A 22,724-nucleotide genomic window follows, 5' to 3' on the forward strand; every position below is an offset into this window, starting at 1 on the left:
ATGAACCCGCAGCGCATTCTCACCATCGTCCTCAACTACCGCACGCCGGAGATGACCCTGCAGGCCGCCGAGGCCGCACTGCGCGAAATGGAGGGCCTGCCGGGCGAGCTGCTGATCATCGACAATGGATCCGGCGATGGCTCCTATGAGCAGATCCGCGCGGCAGCGGACTCGCGCGGCTGGCTCGGCAGCGGGCGGCTCCGGGTGGTCGCCTCACCGGTGAACGGCGGCTTTGGAGCGGGCATGAACTTGGGGTTGAAGACTGGCCTCTCCGACGGCAGCGCGCCGGAACTCTACTATCTGCTGAACTCCGACGCCTTTGTGCAGGGCAGCACCATCCGCACCCTGCGCGATTTCCTGCTGGAACGCCCCGGCGCAGGTCTGGCCGGCTCTTACGTGCGCGGCACCGATGGTGTGCCTCATCGCACCGCCTTCCGCTTTCCTTCAATTGCGGGGGAATTCGAGGCCAGCGTGCGCACCGGCATTTTCACCCGGCTGCTGAAACCCTGGGTGGTCGCCATGGATATGCCCATGGATGAGGTGCAGGTCGACTGGACCGCCGGCGCCAGCCTGATGATCCGCCGCGAAGTCATCCAGGCCGTTGGCGGCTTTGATGAAACATTTTTCCTCTACTTCGAGGAAACCGATCTCTGCCGCCGTGCCGCCCGCGCAGGCTGGCGCACCCACTATGTGCCTGCCAGCAAAATCGCCCACGTCGGCTCGGCCTCCACTGGGATGAAAGGCTGGCAGCGCACGCCGCAATACTGGTTCGACTCGCGGCGGCATTACTTCGTGAAACACCACGGGCGCGCCTACGCCGCCGCCGCCACGCTGGCACGGACCGCCGGCAGCCTGATCTATGGCCTGCGCCGCCTTATCCAGAATAAGCCGCAGGTGGATCCGCCGCATTTCCTGCGCGATCTGGTCCTGCACGGCCTGCGTGCGATGGCCGCGCCGCGGCCAAAACCCTTACAAGAAACGCGCGCGCCCTCTCCGATTGCAAAGGAGCAGAAATGACGTCCTTCACATGTGCCCTGATTGGCAATGAATCCCTTTTGATCGGCTGCGCCGATGCCTTGCTGGCGCGAGGTCACCAGATCCGGGCCGTGGTGTCGCAAGACCCTGATATCCGCAGCTGGGCCAAATCCAAGGGGCTGCCCCTGCTGGACACCCAGCAGCAGTTGCAAGACGGGTTCGACTGGCTGCTGTCAATCGCCAACCTGACGGTGATCCCGCAGGACGTTCTGACACTGGCCGACCAAGGCGCGGTGAACTTCCACGACGGCCCCCTGCCCCGTTACGCGGGCCTCAACACCCCGAACTGGGCGCTGATCAACGGCGAAGCGCAGCACGGCATCACCTGGCACCTGATCGAAGGCGGCGTGGACGAGGGCGATATCCTTTCCCAGCGGATGTTCGATGTGGCCGCGGACGAAACCGCCTTCAGCTTGAACTCCAAATGCTACGCCGCCGCGATGGACAGCTTTGGCGAGGTGATCGCGCAGCTGGAAACTGGCGACCTGAACCGGCAACCGCAGGACCTGAGGCAGCGCCGCGTGTTCGCCAAATCCGACCGCCCTGCCGCAGGCGGGTTGCTGGACTTCTCCCGCCCCGCTGCCGAACTGGCACGGTTGGTCCGTGCCTTGGACACCGGCGGCTACTGGAACCCGCTGTGCGCCGCCAAGCTGCGCGCGGACAGGGCAATTGTACTGACTGGCGCTGCAGAGGTGGCCGTTGGCTCCGGCGCCCCTGGCACAGTGCTGGACGTCCGTAAAGACAGCGTGGCAATTGCCACCGCGGATGGCGCGCTGGCGCTGTCCCGGCTGACCACGCCGACAGGCAAGCCGCTGGACGCAACCAGTCTGTTCAAAGCCGGGGACATGCTGCCGGCGCTGCCGCCGGAAGACGCCCGGACCATCACCGCACAGATGGCCGCCGCACAGCGCGGTGATAGCCACTGGCGCAAGACGCTTGCCGCGATGCAGCCGGTCCAAGTGCCGCTTGCCACAGATACCCGGGGCGCAGGAATTACCCGCCAGCAGATTGCCTTACCCGCCGCCCTCAGCGAAGAACAGGCGGCCGCCAGGGTTCTGGCTTGGGCCTTGCTCAGCAGCGGCGAAAGCGCTGCCGATGTGGCGCTTTCGTTTGATGGCACGATCGCGCTGCCGGGGCTGATCTCCGATTGGGTACCGCTGCAGGCGCGGCGGGAGGAGACGGTCTCCGGCCTCCAGGCGAGAACCGTTCAGGATATTGAAACAGCAAGAAAATACGGCGGATTCGCCGAAGACCTGGCAGCCCGCGCCCCGGAGATCTCCGCCTTCTCTCACCCGGCCATAGGTCTGTCTCTGGATAAGGACGGCCCAGTTCAGGGCTGCACCGCTACCGTCACACTCTGTGATGGCACACTGGCGCTGCATACAGACAACGCCCGGCTGGACGAACAGACCGCTGAATTGCTGGCCGCCCGGCTGGCTCTGGTTCTGAACACCCTGGCCGATGATTCAGACCAACTGGTCGCAGACCTACCCATTCTGCCCGAGGCCGAGCGCAAGCTGCTGCTGGAGGACTGGAACCAGACCGCTGCGGACGCCCCCGCGGATCTGACCATCCACGCCGCGTTTGAAGCCCAGGCAGCCCGCACCCCGAACGCCGCGGCGCTGGTGTTCGAGGACCAGTGCTTCACCTACGCCGAAGTGAACGCTCGCGCCAATGCTGTGGCCGCACGTCTGCGTGAAATGGGCGTGAAACCTGGCACGCATGCGGGCATCCATATCCGCCGCACGCCCGAGCTGGTCTTTGCCGCCCTAGGTGTCATGAAGGCCGGCGGCGCTTATGTGCCGCTGGATCCCGCTTACCCTGCTGACCGGATTGCGCATTACATCAGTGACAGCCGGGCGCAGGTGATTGTGACGCAATCCGCACTGGCCGGCAGCCTGCCCGCCTTAGACGCCAAGGTGCTGGAAATCGAAATGGTCCCCGCGGGGACAGACGCAGAAAACACCTATGGCGGTGCTGCCGGCAACGATCTGGCCTATATGATCTATACCTCCGGCTCCACCGGCCTGCCCAAGGGGGTGATGGTCACCCATGCCAACGTGACGAATTTCTTCACCGGTATGGACGCCCGCATCCCGCATCAACCCGGCGATGCCTGGCTGGCGGTCACCAGCCTTAGCTTTGACATTTCGGTTTTGGAGCTGTTCTGGACCCTGTCGCGCGGCTTCAAGCTGGTGCTGTCCAGCGACGAAAGCCGGCTGGAGCTGTCCAAGGGGCCGGTGGCCCTCAGCAGCCGCAAGATGGATTTCAACCTGTTCTACTGGGGCAATGACGATGGGCCGGGGCAGCAGAAATACCACCTGCTGCTGGAAGGCGCCAAGTTCGCCGACCAGCATGGTTTCAACGCAGTCTGGACGCCGGAACGGCACTTTCACGCCTTTGGCGGCCCCTACCCGAACCCCTCGGTAACCGGTGCCGCGGTCGCGGCGGTGACGCAGAACATCGGTGTGCGGGCCGGCTCCTGCGTAGCCCCCTTGCACCATTCCGCGCGGATTGCCGAGGAATGGGCGGTGATCGACAACCTGACCGCAGGACGCGCCGGGATCGGTTTTGCCTCGGGCTGGCAGCCGGACGACTTTGTCCTGCGGCCGGAAAACACACCGCCTGCCAACAAGCCCGCGTTGTTTGAAAGCATTGAAACCGTGCGCAAGCTTTGGCGCGGCGAGGAGGTTGCCTTCCCGCGCAAGGACGGCAGCGAACACAGTGTAGTCACACAGCCTCGCCCCGTCTCCAAGGAACTGCCGGTCTGGGTCACCACTGCAGGCAACCCGGAAACCTGGCGCGAGGCCGGCGCAATTGGGGCAAATGTGCTGACCCATCTTCTGGGCCAAAGCGTTGACGAGGTCGCGGGCAAGATCCGTCTCTACCACGACGCCTTGCGCGAGGCCGGCCATGACCCCGCGGATTTCAAGGTCACGCTGATGCTGCACAGCTATCTGGCCGGAACCCGCGAGGAAGCCCGCCGGGTGGCACGGGAGCCGATGAAGGATTACCTGCGATCCGCCGCCGGACTGATCAAGCAATACGCCTGGGCCTTCCCGGCCTTCAAGAAGCCCGAAGGGGTGAAGAACCCGTTTGAGATGGACCTGGGGTCCCTGTCAGAGGAGGAGCTGGAGGCCATCCTCGACTTCGCATTCGAACGGTATTTTGAGGACTCCGGGCTGTTCGGCACCATTCAGAACGCCTGCCAGCGGGTGGAGCAGCTGAAACGCATCGGTGTGGATGAGATCGCCTGCCTGATCGATTACGGCATCGCGCCGGACGTGGTGCTGGAGGGGCTGAAACCCTTGGCTGAGGTTCTGCGCCTGTCGAACGCCCCGCAGCAGCTGGCGGCGGATGACTTCTCTTTGGCCGCCCAGATCGTGCGTCATGGGGTCAGCCATATGCAGTGCACCCCGTCGATGGCGCGGATGATTGCCGCTGATGAAGACGCCAGGGCCTGTCTGGGCCGGTTGCAGCATCTGCTTGTAGGCGGCGAGGCACTGCCGGGCGATTTGGTGCAGGCGCTGCAGGGGATAACCAACGCCGAGATCCTCAACATGTACGGCCCGACCGAGACGACGATATGGTCGACGGTGGAAAAAATCAGCGCTGCCCCTGCGGGGACAGCCGGGATTGGCACGCCGATTGCCAACACGCAGGTTTACGTTCTGGACGAAAAACAAAGGCCTGTCCCCGCGGGGACACCCGGCGAGTTGTATATCGGTGGAGCGGGAGTCACCGCAGGCTACTGGCAACGGGAAGAGATGACTGCTGAACGCTTCGTGAACACTCTGTTCGCTGACACCCCCCTTTACCGCACCGGGGATCTGGTGCGCTGGACGGCAGGCGGCACCCTGGCCTTCCTGGGCCGCACCGACCATCAAGTGAAGATCCGCGGCCAACGGATCGAACTGGGCGAGATCGAGGCCGCGATGACAGCCTGCCCTGGTGTGACAGGGGCTGTGGTGGTGCCCCGCGGCGATGCCGGCAGCGAGCAACTGACAGGTTATGTCACGGCCTCCGCACCTGTTTCAGAGACCCTCGTGAAACAGGCGCTGACCGCGAGGCTGGCAGAGGTGATGGTGCCCGCCCATATCGTCACGCTGGAGGCCTTCCCGCTGACCCCAAACAAGAAAATCGACCGCAAGGCGCTGCCGGACCCGCAGCCGGCGCGGGCCGAAGCCGCGAAGACTGCTCCGCTTGATGCCGGCGCGCAGGCCAGGATCGCCACGGTTTGGAGCCGCATTCTGGGTGTCAGCGGCATTGGTGCGCAGGACAACTTCTTTGCACTTGGCGGCCATTCGCTGCTGGCGGTGCAGGCGCACAGGGAGCTGCGCGAAGAACTGGGCGAGGCGCTGGGCAATGCGAGCCTGTCGATCACGGATATCTTCCGCTTTCCGACGCTGGCCGGGCTGGCAGCCCATATCGAAGGGCTTGCAGGCACCCCGGCAAATGCGGAAGAACAGCCGCAGGACAGCGAAGGACCCGACCGCGCCGGCACCATGTCGAAGCGGCGGGCAATGCGTGCAAACCGCAGAGCAAGGACCGGATGACAGAGGCCGAAAACAAACTGGCAGAGCGGCTGGCATTGGTCCGGCCGCTTTTTGCCGCCGATGTGGCGCTAGCGGGGGCGGATCCGTTGGGTGCCCTGCCCGTACCGCTGGCAGAGGAAGCCGCGGGCCTGTCGCCCAGTGCGGTCGCCAAGCGGCGCAACGAATTTGCCGCGGGGCGCAGTGCCGCGCATCAGGCGATGCGGCAACTGGGCCTGCCCGCCGCTCCGGTGCCCGTGGGCCGCGACCGGGCGCCGGTCTGGCCCGCGGGGCTGGCCGGCTCGATCACCCATACCAAGAGCTGCGCCATGGCGGTGCTGGCGCAAGAGGGCAATGTTCAGGGTCTGGGGATCGACGTGGAAGAGGACACGCCGCTGAAGGACGAGCTGCTGCCTGCGATCTGTTCGGACCGCGAACGGGCCTGGCTGAAGCGGCAGGATAATCCCGGACAGATGGCCAAGGTGATCTTTTCCGCCAAGGAAGCCGCCTACAAATGCCAGTACACGCTGAGCCGGGCCTTCTATGGGTTCGACGGGATGGAGCTGGAGTTCGAACTGGCGGCAGGCGCGTATCAGGCCGTGTTCACTGCCGGCCGGCCGCCGTTTGCACGCGGCGAGGCGGTCTGCGGGCGCTTCGTGATTGGTGCCGGGCTGATCATCACTACGGCGGAAATCCGGGGGCGCGGATGATGGGGCGGCGCGGGTTTCTGGTGTGTGGCGCGCTGAGTGCAGCGCTGGGGCTTATGGCCTTTGCAACACGCAGCCGCAGCGTGCCGGTTCCGCCGCCTCTCTCGCCGCCTGATGCCCCTTTGAAGGTGTTTCATCTGGGCCATTCTCTGGTCGGCCCGGATATGCCGCACATGCTGACGCAGCTGGCGCCTGCGGGGCATGGGTACAACAGCCAGCTGGGCTCGGGCACATCGCTGCGGGCGCATTGGGAACCGGATGAAGACATCCTCGATTTCGCAACCGCCAACCAGCCGCCCGTTTACCGGGACGCGCGGGAGGCCGTCGGGACCGGTGACTACACTGCTGTGGTGCTGACCGAGATGGTTGAGCTGCGCGACGCCCTCCGCTATTTCGGCGCTGCTGAATACGTCGCGAATTGGGCCGGGCTTGCGCGGGCGGCGTCACCCGGCACACGTATATATCTGTATGAGACCTGGCACAGGCTGGACGACCCGGATGGCTGGCTGGACCGGATCGACGGCGATCTGGAAACGCTGTGGGTGAACAAACTGCTGGGTCCGGACAGCCGCCGCAACCCGCAGCATCCGGTCTATCTGATCCCCGGCGGACAGGTTCTGGCGGCGGTGGCGCGGGCAGCGGAGGCAGGGAAAATCGCTGGCCTGGCTTCACGTGAATCGCTGTTTGCCCGCACGCCCGCGGGGGAATTGGACACGATACATATCAATGATCTGGGGGCCTATGCGGTTGCGCTGACCCATTACGCGGTTCTGTACCAGCGCTCCCCCCTGGGCCTGCCGCATCAGCTGACCCGCGCCGATGGCATCCCGGCCCAGGCGTTTCCGGCAGAAGCCGCCGCCAAGGTGCAGCAGATCGTCTGGGACGTGGTGCGCGCCCTGCCCCGCACCGGTGTTGCCGCCGCAGGAGCGTCGGCATGACGCTGGAGGCGCTGATTACATCGGTTGTCGTGATCGGCCATTCGCTGTTCGGGACGGACAACCCGCAGATGCTGGACCAGCTTTTGGATGCGCGCGGACGGGCCACGGTGGAGGCGCAGATTATCAATGGCGCGCCGCTGAGCTATAACTGGCAGCACAGCAGTACCGCCGAGGGCGTTGATTCACGTGAAAGACTGCGCCGGCCGGCGGATGCGGTGATTGTGACCGAAGCCATTCCGCTGGCCAATCACCTGAAGTGGAGCGATACCGAAGGCGCTGTCACCCAATTCTACGAGCTGGCGCGGGCCGCAAACCCGGATGTGGACTTTTACCTGCAGGAAACCTGGCACAGCCTGGACAGCGGCACCGGGGCCGAGGTGCCCTTTGACAAGGGGGCGGATGTGCCCTGGCGCGAGAGGATCAGCCAGGACCTGCTGCGCTGGCAAGCGGTGGTCGAAGAGGTTAATGCGGCCACCAGCGGCGCCGTGAAACTGCTGCCCGCGGGGCAAGCCATGGCGCGGCTGGAAGATGCGATTCTGGCGGGCACCATGCCCGGACTCGGCAGTATCCACGACGTGTTCGCCGATGATATCCACCCCAACGCCACTGGGTTCTATTTCCTGGCGCTGCTGCAATATGCGGTGCTGACCGGACAGAACCCAACAGGCCTGCCGCATCAGCTGAGCGACCGCTGGGGCAAGCCCTATCCCGCGCCGTCCCCTGAACTGGCGGCACGGCTGCAGGACATTGCCTGGGCTGCGGCCCAAGGCACAGAGGTGCGCACCGCTGCATTGCCGCCGGAGCCTGCCGCGCGTCCGCGTGAGCCTGCCCTGCCCGCGCTTAACACGGTAAAGACTGCGGACAGAACCGCGCCGCTGTCCAGCCCCGCCCGGCAGCCCGTCGCCATCAATCTGGCTGCAATCGCGGATTGGAGCACCCAGGCGCCGTTCCTGGATCATTTCAAATCCGCGCGCCCCTGGATCGGGCATCTGCCGAAACGCTGGGGCGGTGCGAATCACCAGGATCTTCTGGCCGCCGGGTATCTGGATCCGGAGGGCTGGCCCACCGCAATCCCGTCTGAGCTGACGTCTATCGGCACGGTGATCCTGACCGATTTGCCGGAGGAGGCCGTCTCGCTTGCGGGCCGCTATGTGCTGCGGTTCGACGGTCAGGGCATTGTCGAGGTTGCGGGCCGGGCAGAGAATGTGCGCTATGGTAAGGGCGAAGTGCGGTTTGACTTCACCCCCGGCCCCGGCCCGGTGGAAATCCGCATCCAGCGGACAGGGCGGCGCAGCGGGAACGGCGATGACTATGTGCGCAACATCCGGGTGATGAAGGAAGAGCACCTGGAGGCCTATGAGCAAGGTGCACTGTTCAACCCGCTGTGGCTGGACCGGCTGGATGGATTTGCCGCGCTGCGGTTCATGGATTGGATGGCCACCAATGACTCCGCCCAAACCGGCTGGGAAGACCGGCCGCGGGTTCCGGAGTATACTTGGGCGCTGAAGGGCGTTCCGGCAGAGATCATGCTGGAGCTGGCCAACACGCTGGGGGCTGATCCCTGGTTCACCATGCCGCATATGGCGGACGACAGCTATGTCCGGCAATTCGCCCGGCTGGCAGAGCGCGGCTTGGACGAGGATCTGCGCGCCTATGTGGAATATTCCAACGAGGTTTGGAACTGGCAGTTCCAGCAGGCCGCCTGGGCAGATGCGCAGGCGCAGGCACGCTGGGGCGGCGAGGGTCTGTGGATGCAGTTCTACGGCGGCCGCGCAGCGGAGATTGCGCAGATTTGGACGCAAATTTTTGGCGAGGAAAGCCGGCGGCTGGTGCGGGTGATTTCTTCGCAGACCGGTTGGCTGGGACTGGAAGAGCAGGTTCTGGCAGCGCCGCTGTGGAAAGCAGAACAGGCGGGGCGCCAAGGCCCGGCGGCCTACTTCGATGCCTATGCGGTGACCGGCTATTTCGGCGGCATCCTTGGCGTCACAGACCGTGCCGGACACGTCCGCGCTTGGATCGCGGACAGCAAAGAGCAGGCCCGGGCGGTGGCGGCAGAACGCGGGCTGGCAGGCCCGGCGGCAAGCGCATTTGCAAAGGAACATCAATATGATGCAGCGACAGCCCAGGCCGGAGCGGAGCTGCGCGACGGGCTGATCTCGGGAGACGGCACCGATACATTGACCGACTTGCTGGGGCGTGTGCTGCCCTATCATGCAAGAATTGCGCAGAAACACGGGCTGGAGCTGATCATGTATGAGGGCGGCAGCCATGTGGTCGGTATCGGCCCATTGGTGGAGGATGAGACTCTGACCCGGTTCTTCACCCATTTCAACTATACGCCCGAGATGGGCAGGCTGTACCGGGAACTTCTGGCAGGCTGGAGCGCCCTTGGCGGGGGCTTGTTCGCCGCCTATGCCGACGTCGGGGCGCCTGGAAAGTGGGGCAGTTGGGGCGCCTTGCGGGTTCTGAGCGACGAGAACCCGCGCTGGGATGCGCTGGAGGCCGTGAAGTGACCACAGGTGTTTCGGTTCTGATCCCGGCCCATGATGAAGCGGAGTATATCGCGGGGTGCCTGCAAGCGGTTTTTGCCTCGGATCCGCTGCCTGCGGGCATGGCGGCCGAGGTTCTGGTGCTGGCAAATGGCTGCCGCGATGAAACGGCCGCATTGGCCCGCGCGCAGCAACCATCTGCGGGCTGGAAACTGCGAGTGCTGGAATTGCCGGAGGGCGGCAAGCTTGGCGCGCTGAATGCCGGCGATGCGGCGGCTTGCGGCGATATACTGATCTATCTGGATGCGGATGTGGCGGTCAGCCCGGCGCTGATCCCGCAAATCACGGCAGCACTGGCGGAAAATGCGCCGCGTTACGCCAGCGGCTGTCCGCAGGTGGCGCTGGCGCGCAGTGCGGTGACCCGTGCCTATGCACGGCTCTGGACCCGGTTGCCGTTTGTCACCGGCGGTGTTCCCGGATTTGGCGTGTTCGCCATGAACCGGGCCGGACGGCAGCGCTGGGGGGACTGGCCTGATATCATCGCCGATGACGTTTTCGCCCGCCTGAATTTCGCCCCGTCCGAACGGGTCAAAGCGCCTGCTGCTTACAGCTGGCCGATGGTGGAAGGCTTCCGCAACCTGGTCCGGGTGCGGCGGCGGCAAAACGCAGGCGTGGCCGAGGTGGCAGCCAAATTCCCGGGCTTACTGCAGAACGAGGACAAAATCCCGCCAAGCGCCGGCGCCGTGCGGAAGCTGCTGCTGGCGGATCCAACCGGTTTTGTGATCTATGCGTTGGTCGGTCTGGCCACAAAAACACCGCTGTTTGCCTCAGCCAGCCGCTGGACCCGCGGCCGCTGAGCCCTGAGTATTGCTGCTGGCCTGTCCCGGTGGTGCTCCCGCGCTCGCAGGGTGCCCAGGCTGCGCCAGCGCACCCTTGGCAGCCTTGGGCGTGGCCCGGCGCCTTTGCGCCGGGCCACGCCCAACGGAAGCGGCGCATCTGCAGATGCGCCGGCGACGGGCGGGAGTGCGCCGGTTTTATCCGGTGATGGCCTTGCGGAAATGCGCGATGAGTTTGGCAATCTCTGCAGCACTGTCATGACGCTCCAGCACACGCCTGCGGCCCGCCTGGCCCATGGCGGTCAGCTGCGAATGCGGGGTCTGCGCAAGGGTGATGACGGTCTGTGCCAGGGCGTCTTCATCCCCGGCCGGCAGCAGCCAGCCGGTTTGCCCCGGCAGCACCAGTTCGGGCGTGCCTGCGATGTATGTTGCAATCACCGGGCGCGCCGCGGCCATTGCCTCCATCACCACCATCGGCAGGCCTTCGGCAAATGACGGCATCACCAGCGCGTGGGAACTTGCCAGCTCTGCCTGCACCTGGTCTTCGGCGAGCCAGCCGGTCAGCGTGATACTGTCCTGCAGGCCATGCGCCGCAATAGCGGCTTCCAGCGCAGGCCGCATATCGCCGTCGCCAATCAGCGACAGATGCAAATCCGGAATGTCCCGCACCAGCCGCGCCATGGCTTTCACCAGCACCATCTGGCCTTTTTGCTCCACAAACCGCCCGATCGCCACCAGCCGCAGCGGCCCCTGCGGCAACGGCGCAAGATCGGCAAACCGCTTCGGCTCAATTCCGCAATGCACCACCTTGAGCCTGTCCCACTTGCCAAAGGCAGCCCAGCGGCTCAGCTGGCTTTTGCCAAAACTGCTGACCGCCACAGTAAAAGCCGCACGGTTGATCTTTTCGCCCAGCGACAGCGTGTGCGGCGCGTCAAACTCTTCCGGCCCGTGCACGGTAAAACTGTAGCCAGGCCCGCCCAGCGCATGGGCCAGCATCGCCACAGCGGCAGCGTTGGTGCCGAAATGGGCGTGCATATGCTGCACGCCTTCCGCGGCGCACCGCTGTTTCACATAGGCAGCCTCACCCAGATAGATCAGGTGCCGCAGGAGGCCCTTGTCCGATGCGCGGGCCAATATCGCCGCCAGCCGCAGCGTTTGGGCGAAGCGGCCGGGGGCTGCGGCTGGCTCCCTGGCTAGGGCAGCAAGCAGGCGCCCGGCGCCGACCCGCAGCACATATCCGGTGCGCGCGGCCTCAGCCTGATCCTTGGGGTCCACCAAAGCCGCGGCCGAGGGGCGCATCGCCAGGCGCAGGACCTCCACACCCTCATGCTCCAGCGCCTGCAGCTCACGCCGGATGAAACTGTGCGAGGGCTGCGGATAAGTGTTCAGGACATAGGCAATTTTCAACGCGGTAAATTCCGTTCAAGTCTTGGTTCCCCGGCAGGTTAGCGGCGGTTGAGCGGCTTGCCCAGCATCCTGTCGCGCTTGTCCCGCAGGCGTGGAGAATACGGTGTGGGCGTCATGATTGTTATGGAATTTTCGCCCCTGCACCCCGCATTTCAGCTGCAAACGACCCTGCGATTGACGCCCCCTGCCCTGCCGCCTAGCCTGCGGAACCGGACGTTTGGGGATTGGCGCTGACATGCAGCGGGTTGCTTCGCTTTTTACCGGCCAGGGGATGATGGCAAGGGTGCTGCGCTCGGCCTCTTGGCTGATGATCGGATACGGCGGCAGCCAGGCGTTGCGGCTGGCCTCCAACCTGATCCTGACCCGCATCCTGTTCCCCGAAGCTTTTGGCCTGATGGCGCTGGTTTCGGTGGTAACGGTGGGGCTGTCGCTGTTTTCGGACGTAGGGATCGGGCCATCGATTGCCCAGAACACACGCGGCGATGATCCGGGGTTTCTGAACACGGCCTGGACCATCCAAGTGGTCCGCGGCTTTGGCTTGTGGGTGCTGACAGCGCTGCTGGCCTGGCCTGCGGCGCAGTTCTATGGCGCGCCGGAGCTGCTGATCTATCTGCCCATTGCAGGTGCCGGATTGGCCATTGCGGGCTTCAACCCGACCCGGATCGAAACCGCACACCGGCATCTGCTGGCGGGGCGTGTCACGGCGCTGGATCTGGCGGGCCAGGTCATCGGGCTGACTGCGGTGATTGCGCTGGCGCTGGCCACCCAGTCGGTAATTGCGCTGGTTCTGGGCGGGGTGATCCAGGCGGCAGCCAAGCTGCTGCTGTGCCACTACGGGCTGCCCGGCGCTGCAAACCGGTTCCGCTGGGAAAGGGCTGCGGCGGGCGAGCTGATCCATTTCGGCAAGTGGATTTTCCTGTCGACAGCCTTTTGGTTCCTGACTTCGCAGGGGGACCGGGCGATCTTGGGCAAGTTCGTCCCGCTGGAGGTGCTGGGCATCTATAACATCGGCTATTTCCTGGCGAGCTTTCCGATGCTGCTGGGCCATGCCGTGAACCAGCGGTTGATGATCCCGGTTTACCGCGACAAGCCCGCACAGGCAGGGCCGGCAAACCTGCGGCGGCAGCGGCAGCTGCGCACGGGGCTGACGGCGGGGATCCTGGCAGCGCTGATCGCAATGGCCTGGGCCGGACCCTGGCTGGTTCAGTTCCTGTATGATGACCGGTACCTGCAAGCGGGGCCGATGATCGTGCTGATCGCACTGGCACTGGCGCCTGCGGTGATCACGATGACCTATGATCAGGCGGCATTGGCAACAGGCGACAGCCGCGGGTTCTTTATGTTTTCGGCTGCCCGGGCCTGCCTGCAAACGGGGATGTTCCTGGGCGGCGTGGCCTGGTTCGGGCTGGCAGGCGGCATTGCGGCGCTTGGGCTGGCGATGCTGGCGGCCTATCCGGTGCTGGTGCGGCTGGCGCGCCGGCACCATGTCTGGGACCCGCTGCATGATGCGGTCTATGGGCTGCTGACCCTTGCGGCCGGCGGTGCCGCGCTGCACTGGCACTGGGATGCTGTAACGGCCATGGCAGCCGCGATGAGCTCTTCCTGACCTCAGCCTCCGCGCCTGAACAGTCTGAACAGCCCGCGTTGGGGCCGCCGGACGTCCATTACCGGAATTGAGACCACTGGCATCAACCCGGTTTCCCGCTCCATCTGCGCGGCAGTGCGCAAAACCGGGTGGCGCAGCTCTTGCAGGAAAGCCGCCAGAAGCGCCGCGATGACACTGGCCGCGGCGCCCAGAAGGGCCTTGGTCTTGCGGGCACCAGTTACAGGAAAGTCCGGCAGCGGTGCGGGTTCGATCACCGTCAGCCGCTCGGCCTTGCGGCCGGTTTCCAGGCGAAAGCCGACCTCGGCTTCGTTAAGACGGGCAGTCATTTGCGCCAGTTCCCCCTGCGCCTGCTCCAGGCGGCGGTCATAAGCGCCCAGCCGGCGTTCAACCTCAGGAGTGGTTTGCAAGGAGGCTTCCAGCCCCCTCTTGCGCTGGGACAATAGCTGCTCCTGGGCGTTCAGCGTGGCCAGCTGCTGTTCAGCCTCCGCCAGCAATCGGCGGGCAGTGGCAGGGCGTTCCGTGGCCTGGGCCTGGTCAGCGCCGCGACGGATTTCGATGCGTTCGCGGGCGATCTCCAGCAGGCCCTCGTTCATCGTGGCGATCTCGGCCCTGCGGAATTCGATGGTGCCGGGCAAGGTCACGTCATTTTCATTCCGGTAGGCCGCGATTTCGTCTTCCAGGGCCGCAACCTGATCCGCAAGTGCGGCCTCCTTTTCGGCAAAGAAGCTGAGGGTTTCGCGGGCCTGGTCAATGCGGGTGGCAACGCTGAGTTCGATGGTGCGGCGGCCGAATTCGCTGGCGACCTGCTGCGCCTGCACGGCGGCGGGCATCCGGGCGGAGATAGTCAGCACCGAAATGGTGCCGTCATCGGCAAAGCCTTCGCGGGCAGCGGCGACGCCGGTGATGCGGACCGAGTCCCGCAGCAGTGCCACCTTCTGCAAGGGGGTCAGCGCGCCCATATCTGCGTACAGGTCGAATTTTTCTATGATTTCCAGCACCGTGCCGCGCGCCATCAGCCGTTGTTCGATCAGCTGCATCCGGCGGGCAGAGGAGCCTTCGACCGTTGACTTGGCCAGATCACCGGCAATCTGCGGCTGGGTGATCTGCAGCACTTCAGCGGTTTCAAATTCATGCTGCTGCCGGGCGGCAAACCAAAGCGACAGCAAGCAGCCCAGAATAAAGACGCAAGCGATGGTGAACAGCCTGCGCCGCACCATGTCCAGGAAATCGCCAAGCGAATAAATCGGGCCCATCTGTCTGCTCTCTAGCGGCCGGTGCTTGCCAGCCGGTTACCATCCATGCCTTCGGGCAGCCCTCCGGCCGCCGTTGCCCGGATTTTGACCACAGCAACCGGGCAAAACTATGACCCCCGGCTGCCCTGGCCGTCAGTTCAGCGGGCTGTCCGTCTTGCGTGCCCGGTTCAAAACCACACCCAGCATTTGCGTATGGCCCACCAGCATCTTCTCGCAGGCGGCCAATTGGGCGGCAGTGGTGCGGGTGCCGTCCGCAATCAGCAGCACCCCATCCACCTGCGGCAGGAGGGCGGCAGTGTCGTCATGCTCCAGCACCGGCGGCAGGTCGAACAGAGCGGTATCGGCGCCCAAGCGCAGCATCATGTCTTCCAGCACCCCGGCACAGCTGCGGCCATGCAGGATTTCGGCGGCATCTTGATCCGCGGCGCTGTTCAGCCCGACTGCCAGCGACGGCAGCGGGCGCAGCAGCTGATCCTCCATTTGCACCTGGCCGGACAAAAAGCCCGCCAGTTCCCCTGGCGCGGTCATTCCCAAGGCCTGCGCGGCACCGGGGCGGCGGAAGTTCATATCCATCAGCACCGTGCGGCTGTCCGGCACCCGCGCCAGGCTCAGCGCCAGGTTCACCGCCGTAAAGGTGGTGCCGCACCCGGCAACGGGCGCCGTAACCGCTACCCGTTTCCAGCCGCGGGCCTTCAGCGTGTGCAACAGCCGGGTGCGCAGAAGGTCAAAAGACTTGGCCGCAGGATCTGCGCGGAACCGGCTGACCAGAGGCAGACGCGCCTGAACCTGTGCTGCAGCGTCAAATGGCACTTGGCGGATCCTGTCCCAGGATTCTGGCAGGGTAGCGGGCAATTGTGCAGGCGCCGCAGCAGCAGAGGCAGTGGCCGCGAGAGGCGCCGCTGAAGGCTGGCGGCCACCATCGTCAGCAGCAAAAGGCATGGCATCCGCAGGAGCGCTGCGGCGGCGGAACCGTCTGAAGCCCTGCTCGCTCATGCCGTTCTGTTCTCCCTCCTGCGGGCTGGCTGCCGGACCGGCAGCACATGCCCCTGATAGTGCAAAATGCTTCACAACCGCGTTCCCCGCAATGGCTGACCGGGCTGCAGCGGGCACTCGGGCTGAGGCCTGCAGCGGATCAGGCAATGATTAATATCCCGTCCCTTTCAGCACCACGCCCGCCGTCCGCCAGATCAGCCCCAGATCCCGGCCCAGCGACAGGTTGCGCCGGTACTCGGTATCTGCGCGCATGCGGCTGGCAAAGCCGGCTTCATTGCGGACCGAAACCTGCCAGATGCCAGTGATGCCCGGGCGCAGCTCGTTATAAGCGCTGGCATCACCGTACAGCGACAGCTGTTCTGGCATCATCGGGCGCGGGCCGACCAGGCTCATGTCGCCAACGACCACGTTCCACAGCTGCGGCAGCTCGTCCAGCGAGGCCGCGCGCAGAAAACGGCCAACCCCTGTGATACGCGGGTCGTTCTTCAGCTTTTGGGTCTCGTCCCATTCCTGCCGCAGCGCCGGGCTGGTCTCAAGATAATACTGCAGCAGCCGGTCTGCATCACGCACCATGGTGCGCAGCTTCAAGATACGGAAAACCTGCCCGCCGCGGCCCAGGCGGACCTGTGTGTAAAAAGGCCGGCCGCCCTCCAGCCAAAGCGCTGCCGCACACAGCGCAATCAGCGGCAGCACCAACGGCAGGCTTAGAAACACCAACAGCAGATCCAGCCCCCGCTTGCCGGCTGCTGCATAGGCCCCGCCTGAATTCCGCCTGGACCGTCCCGCCTGCGCGATGCCCTTCAAAGCCGCATTTATGTTGGCTGTTTGCATCGGACGCGCGGTCATTGCTGGCCGCTGCCGTTCGATTTCAGCCTGCATAAAAGACAGCCCCGCCCCTCCGGGAACCATATCTTTCATTTAAGAACCCCCGCTCTCCAGCCTCAAATCCTGCTGGACCGCCGCCTCAACAGGCGGCCGCTCAAACTCAACCCCGCATTCCGCAAATCTTTGACCGCGCAATGCCATTACTGATTTTCAGATTGAGAACCGGGCACGCCCCCACGCGCCCGCCTCATTTTTGGAAACCGCCCAATTCCCCGGCGGCAGTTCTGTGCTGCACCTTTCTGCAGCCCGTCCTATTTAAAGCAATTTTTAGAAATTCGGCGCAAAATATGAAAAACGGCTGAAAAATCCCTAAAACCCCATTTAAATACAGATTGGCCGGAGACAATTCACGCTTTTGGCAAGTCATTGTTTACACGGAGGGGGCATTGTTGCAGAACTCACACGTGAGGTGTGACTTCCCCTTTCCCCACTGACTTCATGCCACGCGGACGGTCTCGTCGGTGCCGAGCGCGTTGCAGCGGTTCATAAGAGCGATGCGAATGTGGATCTCGGCGGCCTGGCGCTCGGGGTCTCTTGCGGCGATGGGCTCGCCGAAAGCCTTGAGGCGGCGCATCTTGGCTTCGATGCGGCTTCGGGCGTGGTATCCGGTCCAGCGCTTCCAGAACGCCCGGCCGTAGTGGCGGGTGGCACGCAGTGTCTCGTCGCGGACCCGCGCAGCCGGGCAATCCTCTTTCCGCGCGCGCCCGTTCTTGCGGATCGGGATGACCGGGGTGGCTTGCCGGCCGATGATGGCGGTGTGGCAGCGGCGCGTGTCATATGCCCGGTCAGCGGTCACGGTGCCGATCTGCTCGGCCTCGGGGATCTGACCGAGCAGGTCCGGCAGCACAGGCCGGCAGCACAGGACTGTCGCCGTCGCGGCTTGGAGTGAATTCCACAGCGCGCATGCCGGAGGTCGCCGTGTCCATGGCCAGATGCACCTTGCGCCCCTCTCATTGATTGCTTTGCAATCAACTGCCGGGCAGGGATTGGCGGCGGCCCTGCACCCCGTGCTTGCGGGCCTGCCATTCGCCATCCCCAAGCAACTTGATCCCGGTGCTGTCCATTGCCCGGCAGGGCATCACAGAGTGATGCCCCGAGAGGGGACCAGCAGGTTGAGCGGGCCGTCCATGCGGCGATACGGGATCTGCACCGCCAGTGTCTTCTGCCTGCGGCAGAGGGTGGAGGAGCCGGGCACGGGCCAATCCGGACCTGCCAGCCGGAGCAGGTTCGACGCCATCCCGGCGGTCTGCCGCAAGAGCAGCTTGAACAGCGCTTTGATCGACAGGCAGAACTGGATCGCCGCGTCGGAAAAGACCGCAGGGGGGCCCGGGCGGCATTCCTGCGGCGCGCGCCAAGTCATGTCCTTGTCCACCCAGATCAGCAGTGAGCCCCGCTTGCGCAACGCAGCGTTGTGGCTGGACCAGTTCGTTGTGCGATCGCGGGAGGGGATGGTTTGCTCATGCGGACCGTGCAAGCGCATGGATTCCTGATGTGAATCCTCAGAAGTCAGAGTTCTGCAACAACGCCACATGGGAGTGAGATACCGGTTTGGGAAACCGAGGATCTGCGGCGCCACAGGCCGGGTTATTTACCCCGGAACTGCCCCGGGCTTTGGCCTGTCCAGCGCCGGAAGGCGTCGCTGAAACTATTCAGCCCGGAGTAACCTAGGAGAAAGGCGATTTCGGCCAAGGCCAGGCCGCTTTCCCGCAGATAACGTATTGCCAGCGCCTTGCGCAGGTCCTCAAGAATGGTGAAGTAGCTGGTCCCCGATTGCGCCAGTTTGCGCGACAGAGTCCGCGGGCTCATCCCCAGATCCGCTGCCACAGCGCCAAGCGTGGCCGATCCGCTGGACAACCGCGCAGAAACTGCGTCTTCGACCTGTGCTGCAAGACCTGTGTTTTTGCGGCCCCGCGCCTGCCCATCCAGAAGCTGATCCCCATAGGACCGCAGCACGCGCAGCAGAACACGGTCGGCGCTGGTCAGCGGCAGCTCCAGATCTTCCGGTCTGAAGACAAACCGGCTGGCCGGGGCGCCGAACTCCACCAGGCAGCCGTAGAATGCCGAGACTTCATCCCTTCCGCCGTTGCGCTGATGGCTGAAGGCTGCCTTTTGCGGTTCAATCCGGGCTTCAGTTCCATCACGAAGGGCAGCAAAGAACACCGCTGCCAGAAATTCGATATACTGATGTGCTTGCAAACCAGGCTCCGCCCTGCACGTCCAGGTGAACTCGCCGTGCGAGGCAAGGCGGGATGTATCCAATTCCCAGACATCGCTCATGACGCCGGCATAACGCGCGATGTTGCGCAAAAAGCAGCCGGCAGTCGGCGAACTCCGCGCGATGTAGCCCAAGAGCCCGGCCTGGCGCAGATCCGTTGCACTGCCGAGGCGGAATCCGAATAAGGGGTCGCCGGTCAGTTCCGCCGCCCGTTCGAAAAAACCCGCAATTGCGGCAAAAGGCGCTGCGGGATCTTCCTGGTTCAGCAGCGCCTGGCCAAAACCGGTTCCGGCAAAAACTGCCGCAGGCGTATAGTCGCGGGCCAGAAGATGGCGCGCGGCCAGCTGGGCAAAAATGGCATTATGCGGTGCCGGAGTGGCGGACATCTTGGCAGTACCTCCTGTCACTATTACGCGTGCGCCGCCTGTGTCCGGCGCGGCACAAGCCACCGGGCTTCCGGTTCCCGCGATTCGCACCGCCGCCCCTGGCCGGGGCTGTACGGGATTGACAGAGTGCAAGGCCGACGATGCCTTAACACTAATGGATTTTGCGGACCGGGCGCAGAGCTGGACACCCTGTCTTTTGCATAAATCCCGGGCGCGTTAGCCTATGGCGCGTATACTTGCGGATAGCACCTTCGCCATACGGGTATTCAGGCCGATACCGGCGGGCGGGGTGCCCGCTTGCCGGAACAGAGAATCAGCGCCATAAGCCCGGCAACGCAATGGCACAGGAAGTGAGGGCATCATGCAGTCTCCCCGCAACGGCACCGGCTGGCTGGCCGCAAATCTGGACGGAGACACGCTTTCGGCCTGGGAAATGGCCGGCAGCAAAGCGGGGCCGGCCCAAGTGCTGCGCCTGCAGGACAGCCACCCGCCTGCGCTGGCGGCAGCGTTGCGGCAGGTCCTGGGCGGCACGCCGCGCCCGGTGCTGCTGGGCGGCACTGCCCTGGCGGCGCCGCATCCGGCACCGGTGCGGCCGGCGGAGCTGCATGTGGCCAAAACGGTGTTAGACGGCATGCCGGTTCATGTCCTGCCAGGGCTGAGCCAGGCCGCACCCTGCGGGCTGATGCAGGGCCCCGTGGCTGCTGTCAGCGGCTTCTTGCGGCTGAACCCGGATTGGGACGGGGTCATCTGCCTGCCGGGCATGGTGACCCATTGGGTGCAGGTGAGCGCGCGCGAAGCTGTCAGTTTTCAAAGTGCTCTGACCGCTCAACTGGCACAAGTTTCGATACAGGGCATGGCGCTGGAGGCGGCAGGAGCCTGGGACAGGGCAGTATTGGCAGAGGCGGTGGCAGACGGCATTGCCAAACCCGAGCAGCTGGCGGCGCGGCTGGCTTCGGTTCAGGCGGCAGCGGCGCTGAGGCAGATGCCTGATGAAGCTGCGCGGGCGCAGATCTGGGGCCATCTTCTGGGAGCCGAACTGGCAGCTGCCCGGCCTTACTGGCTGGGCCAGAACCTGACCCTGATTGCCGATCCGTCTCTGCAGGCTTTCTATACCGCGGCTTTGGGTGCGCAAGCGCTGCCGGTCACCTTGGCGGACCCTGGCCGCATGACGCTGCAAGGGCTGATCGGCGCCTGGCCAGGTTAAATGTACCGCCTGCCAGCCTTCGCCGCCGCGGCAGTCAGCGTCCAAGACTGTTTCATCAAGGCAGAAAACCCGGAAGTTCCAAGACACACCGAAGCCCTCCCGCGCCTGCAGATGTGCCGGCTGTGCCACGCCCAACGGGCACAGGCTTTCCGTCAGGAAGGCCGGAGCCGGGCGGGAGCGCGCCGCGGCTACCGGGACTATTCAAGTTTCTGCCTTATAACGGTTTCCCTTGCCGGGCGGAGTTTCCGGCGGGCCCGCAAAACACTGGGCGATGCGCATCCAGCTGGCGGCGGCCTCGCCTGACAGCTGCAGACCGGTGTCGGCAAGACTGCGCACCTGCGTGACCACCCGGGCAAACTCCACCGCCGTGCCTTTGACAAATCCCGTTTCCTGCGGCGCGTTCCAGTCCCAGACCGCCCCGGACGGCCCGGTCAGTTGCACAAACGGCGCAGGCTCCGGCACCTCCAGCCCGCGGTTGCGGAAACTCCAGCCGTAGGTTGCCACCCCCAGATGCGCGATGTTGCGGATGCGGTCCTGCTCTTGCCGCTCCCGCCCCAGCAGGTCAAACACCTCCTGTCCATGCGCCCAGGTCTCCATCTGCCGGGCAGTGACCGAACTGAGCGCGCTCATGTCCGGCCCGATCCATTTCAACCGCTGTTTGGGATCCGCCTTGGCAAACGCATCGGCACAAGTCTCCGCCCCGAGCCGCCAGACTTCAAACAGCGCCCGGCCCGACAGGCCGTTCAGCCAGGGAAATTGACAGTTCAGGATGGGCTTTCCCTCCTGCATGTCCCGCAGCACCGGAGCGATAAAGGCGGCAAAGGCCTCGTCTCCCTGCAACGCCGCCTCCGCCGCGGCGTTGAACAGATGCAGATGCCCCAACACATGATCAATGGTCCACCCCTTGAACTGGGTCGCGCGGTGGAAGCCCGCCTCTGGCAGATCCTCCAGAATGGCCGCCAATGCGCGGCTTTCGGCACGGAAATCTTCGGCCTGCTGCATGTCTGTTCCCCGGTTGCGTTCAGCGGCAGACTAGCGGCAGGGCCATCAGGCCAGAACCCTGGACTACACGTCACAAACGGAAGAAAGGCGTTCAGACCCCGGACATTGACCGGAATGCGCGCCCGGCAGCCTCGAAGTTGCGGCAGAGCGGCGCGGTAAGCTTGGACTGCGCGGCATAATAGGCGCCGGTGCGGCACAGCTGCGCGGCGAACTCCGGATGCACGCCGGCGTCATCATACTTGCGCACCCGCTCCTGGCTGAGCCAGCCGCGGCTCTTGACCTCTTTCCGAATCAGCTCCAGCCGCTGGATGCAATGCAAGGCGGTGTAGGCCGAAAGATACTCCAAATACGCGCCGATCTCATGGCCGCAGCCTGGGTCAAAAGTCTCGATCATCACATCGGCCATCTTGTCAGGCGCGACCGGCCAGGTCTCGTCGCCGATCAGCCAGGCGAAATCCTCGGCCCCGTGGCGCAGGCCCGCATATTCGAAATCAAACCAGCGCACGAACCCGTCGTCCCCGATCGCGGCATTGCCTGCACGGCAGTCCCATTTCAGAAACTGAACTCCGGGCTGTTCCATGAATTCGGCCACTGCCGGATAGTCGAATGAATCGGGGATGCCCATGGAAAAGGCTTCCAGTGCCCCGACTGAGCTTACAAAATTGCGGATCCAGCTGCGGTTGGCGCCAAGATGCGGCAGGACGCTGTGCAGGTCCGTTTTGCGGGCTGCTGCCTGGATGCGGAAGATTGCGGCGCAGGCCTCTGCCGCCAGTTCCAGCTGGTCGCCCGGCTCATGTTCGATGATCTCTTCGCTGAGCCGGGTCTGACCGGTGTCTGATTGGAACAGCACATCGTTGTGAACACCCAGCACCTGCGGAATGTCATCGCAATGGGGGGCCAGCTGCTCAAGCACGAAGGCCTCCAGATGGGTGCGGCGGAAATTGGCGCGCAGGGTGGCGATCACGGTGCGGTCCTTGAAATGCAGCCGCAAGGAGGACCGCGACTTCCCGCCCGGCGCCGAGATATCCTGCGGCTCCTCGCCCAGAACTTCCCAGGCCGCCCCCGTGATATATGCAGAGCGGTTGTCAAATCTGCCATCAGCCATCCCTGGCACCCTTTTCCAGCCTGCCGCCCGAAACCGGTGCGGATTCCCCTTTGAGAGTTAACACCCTGGCAGCAAAAGGCGGCGCTTTTCGGGACAGATTTGGGCAATTCCCGTGCTTGGATGGCCGATTC

General features: G+C 64.6%; 15 protein-coding genes and 1 pseudogene. 8 read left to right on the top strand and 8 right to left on the bottom strand.

The features are described from left to right. The 6 genes from AQUI_RS0124805 to AQUI_RS0124830 are packed head-to-tail and all read left to right on the top strand — an operon-like array spanning position 1 to position 10,558. Positions 1 to 1,017, top strand: coding sequence for a glycosyltransferase family 2 protein (locus AQUI_RS0124805; RefSeq protein WP_027259938.1), 1,017 nt, complete (start codon positions 1 to 3; stop codon positions 1,015 to 1,017). Continuing rightward, complete coding sequence (locus tag AQUI_RS0124810; protein WP_027259939.1) at positions 1,014 to 5,591, top strand: MupA/Atu3671 family FMN-dependent luciferase-like monooxygenase; 4,578 nt, start codon at positions 1,014 to 1,016, stop codon at positions 5,589 to 5,591. Before AQUI_RS0124805 ends, AQUI_RS0124810 begins: the two co-directional genes overlap by 4 nt. Beyond that, on the top strand, positions 5,588 to 6,277 hold the full coding sequence (locus AQUI_RS0124815) for a 4'-phosphopantetheinyl transferase family protein (protein WP_027259940.1): 690 nt from the start codon (positions 5,588 to 5,590) through the stop codon (positions 6,275 to 6,277). The genes AQUI_RS0124810 and AQUI_RS0124815 overlap by 4 nt, the downstream gene beginning before the upstream one ends. Continuing rightward, on the top strand, positions 6,274 to 7,212 hold the full coding sequence (locus tag AQUI_RS0124820) for a hypothetical protein (protein WP_027259941.1): 939 nt from the start codon (positions 6,274 to 6,276) through the stop codon (positions 7,210 to 7,212). Before AQUI_RS0124815 ends, AQUI_RS0124820 begins: the two co-directional genes overlap by 4 nt. Further along, positions 7,209 to 9,725, top strand: coding sequence for a hypothetical protein (locus tag AQUI_RS0124825; protein WP_027259942.1), 2,517 nt, complete (start codon positions 7,209 to 7,211; stop codon positions 9,723 to 9,725). The genes AQUI_RS0124820 and AQUI_RS0124825 overlap by 4 nt, the downstream gene beginning before the upstream one ends. Continuing rightward, positions 9,722 to 10,558 carry a glycosyltransferase family 2 protein gene (locus tag AQUI_RS0124830; RefSeq protein ID WP_027259943.1) on the top strand — a complete coding sequence of 279 codons (837 nt, stop codon included), beginning with the start codon at positions 9,722 to 9,724 and terminating at the stop codon, positions 10,556 to 10,558. Before AQUI_RS0124825 ends, AQUI_RS0124830 begins: the two co-directional genes overlap by 4 nt. Before the next feature lie 177 nt (positions 10,559 to 10,735). On the opposite strand, the gene AQUI_RS0124835 is transcribed toward AQUI_RS0124830, so the two are convergent. Next, positions 10,736 to 11,944: a glycosyltransferase family 4 protein gene (locus AQUI_RS0124835; protein WP_027259944.1), complete on the bottom strand. Its 1,209-nt coding sequence runs from the start codon at positions 11,942 to 11,944 to the stop codon at positions 10,736 to 10,738. A 235-nt stretch (positions 11,945 to 12,179) separates the two neighbouring features. Between AQUI_RS0124835 and AQUI_RS0124840 the strand changes: the two genes are divergently transcribed. Next, entirely contained in the window at positions 12,180 to 13,550 is a 1,371-nt protein-coding gene (locus AQUI_RS0124840; protein WP_027259945.1) for an oligosaccharide flippase family protein, read from the top strand. Between the two features lie 2 nt (positions 13,551 to 13,552). Here the strand turns inward: AQUI_RS0124840 and AQUI_RS0124845 are convergent, their stop codons facing one another. The 5 genes and pseudogenes from AQUI_RS0124845 to AQUI_RS29500 form a co-directional block, all read right to left on the bottom strand. Then, complete coding sequence (locus AQUI_RS0124845) at positions 13,553 to 14,803, bottom strand: GumC domain-containing protein (RefSeq protein ID WP_027259946.1); 1,251 nt, start codon at positions 14,801 to 14,803, stop codon at positions 13,553 to 13,555. Between the two features lie 132 nt (positions 14,804 to 14,935). Further along, positions 14,936 to 15,796 (bottom strand): CpsD/CapB family tyrosine-protein kinase, encoded by an 861-nt coding sequence (locus AQUI_RS0124850; RefSeq protein ID WP_245596967.1) that lies wholly within the window; start codon positions 15,794 to 15,796, stop codon positions 14,936 to 14,938. Positions 15,797 to 15,946: 150 nt separating this feature from the next. After that, a complete protein-coding gene (locus AQUI_RS0124855) occupies positions 15,947 to 16,714 on the bottom strand; it encodes a sugar transferase (protein WP_084294511.1) in 768 nt (255 codons plus the stop codon). 403 nt (positions 16,715 to 17,117) lie between these two features. Continuing rightward, positions 17,118 to 18,142: pseudogene (locus AQUI_RS30340) on the bottom strand (IS5 family transposase). A 123-nt stretch (positions 18,143 to 18,265) separates the two neighbouring features. Continuing rightward, positions 18,266 to 19,282: an AraC family transcriptional regulator gene (locus tag AQUI_RS29500; RefSeq protein ID WP_051371978.1), complete on the bottom strand. Its 1,017-nt coding sequence runs from the start codon at positions 19,280 to 19,282 to the stop codon at positions 18,266 to 18,268. 361 nt (positions 19,283 to 19,643) lie between these two features. Between AQUI_RS29500 and AQUI_RS0124880 the strand changes: the two genes are divergently transcribed. Next, entirely contained in the window at positions 19,644 to 20,486 is an 843-nt protein-coding gene (locus tag AQUI_RS0124880) for a 2-dehydro-3-deoxygalactonokinase (RefSeq protein ID WP_027259950.1), read from the top strand. Positions 20,487 to 20,687: 201 nt separating this feature from the next. On the opposite strand, the gene AQUI_RS0124885 is transcribed toward AQUI_RS0124880, so the two are convergent. Then, entirely contained in the window at positions 20,688 to 21,488 is an 801-nt protein-coding gene (locus AQUI_RS0124885; RefSeq protein ID WP_027259951.1) for a TIGR03084 family metal-binding protein, read from the bottom strand. 91 nt (positions 21,489 to 21,579) lie between these two features. Beyond that, positions 21,580 to 22,593 carry a hypothetical protein gene (locus AQUI_RS0124890; RefSeq protein ID WP_027259952.1) on the bottom strand — a complete coding sequence of 338 codons (1,014 nt, stop codon included), beginning with the start codon at positions 22,591 to 22,593 and terminating at the stop codon, positions 21,580 to 21,582. Positions 22,594 to 22,724: the final 131 nt, after the last annotated feature.

Source organism: Leisingera aquimarina DSM 24565 (assembly GCF_000473165.1).
In the GTDB taxonomy this organism is placed as follows: Bacteria; Pseudomonadota; Alphaproteobacteria; order Rhodobacterales; family Rhodobacteraceae; genus Leisingera; species Leisingera aquimarina.

Coding starts and splice junctions, on each gene's coding strand:
- AQUI_RS0124805 (WP_027259938.1), top strand. CDS start 1: ATGAACCCGCAGCGCATTCTCACCATCGTCCTCAACTACCGCACGCCG.
- AQUI_RS0124810 (WP_027259939.1), top strand. CDS start 1,014: ATGACGTCCTTCACATGTGCCCTGATTGGCAATGAATCCCTTTTGATC.
- AQUI_RS0124815 (WP_027259940.1), top strand. CDS start 5,588: ATGACAGAGGCCGAAAACAAACTGGCAGAGCGGCTGGCATTGGTCCGG.
- AQUI_RS0124820 (WP_027259941.1), top strand. CDS start 6,274: ATGATGGGGCGGCGCGGGTTTCTGGTGTGTGGCGCGCTGAGTGCAGCG.
- AQUI_RS0124825 (WP_027259942.1), top strand. CDS start 7,209: ATGACGCTGGAGGCGCTGATTACATCGGTTGTCGTGATCGGCCATTCG.
- AQUI_RS0124840 (WP_027259945.1), top strand. CDS start 12,180: ATGCAGCGGGTTGCTTCGCTTTTTACCGGCCAGGGGATGATGGCAAGG.
- AQUI_RS0124845 (WP_027259946.1), bottom strand. CDS start 14,803: ATGGGCCCGATTTATTCGCTTGGCGATTTCCTGGACATGGTGCGGCGC.
- AQUI_RS0124850 (WP_245596967.1), bottom strand. CDS start 15,796: ATGAGCGAGCAGGGCTTCAGACGGTTCCGCCGCCGCAGCGCTCCTGCG.
- AQUI_RS0124855 (WP_084294511.1), bottom strand. CDS start 16,714: ATGAAAGATATGGTTCCCGGAGGGGCGGGGCTGTCTTTTATGCAGGCT.
- AQUI_RS29500 (WP_051371978.1), bottom strand. CDS start 19,282: ATGTCCGCCACTCCGGCACCGCATAATGCCATTTTTGCCCAGCTGGCC.
- AQUI_RS0124880 (WP_027259950.1), top strand. CDS start 19,644: ATGCAGTCTCCCCGCAACGGCACCGGCTGGCTGGCCGCAAATCTGGAC.
- AQUI_RS0124885 (WP_027259951.1), bottom strand. CDS start 21,488: ATGCAGCAGGCCGAAGATTTCCGTGCCGAAAGCCGCGCATTGGCGGCC.
- AQUI_RS0124890 (WP_027259952.1), bottom strand. CDS start 22,593: ATGGCTGATGGCAGATTTGACAACCGCTCTGCATATATCACGGGGGCG.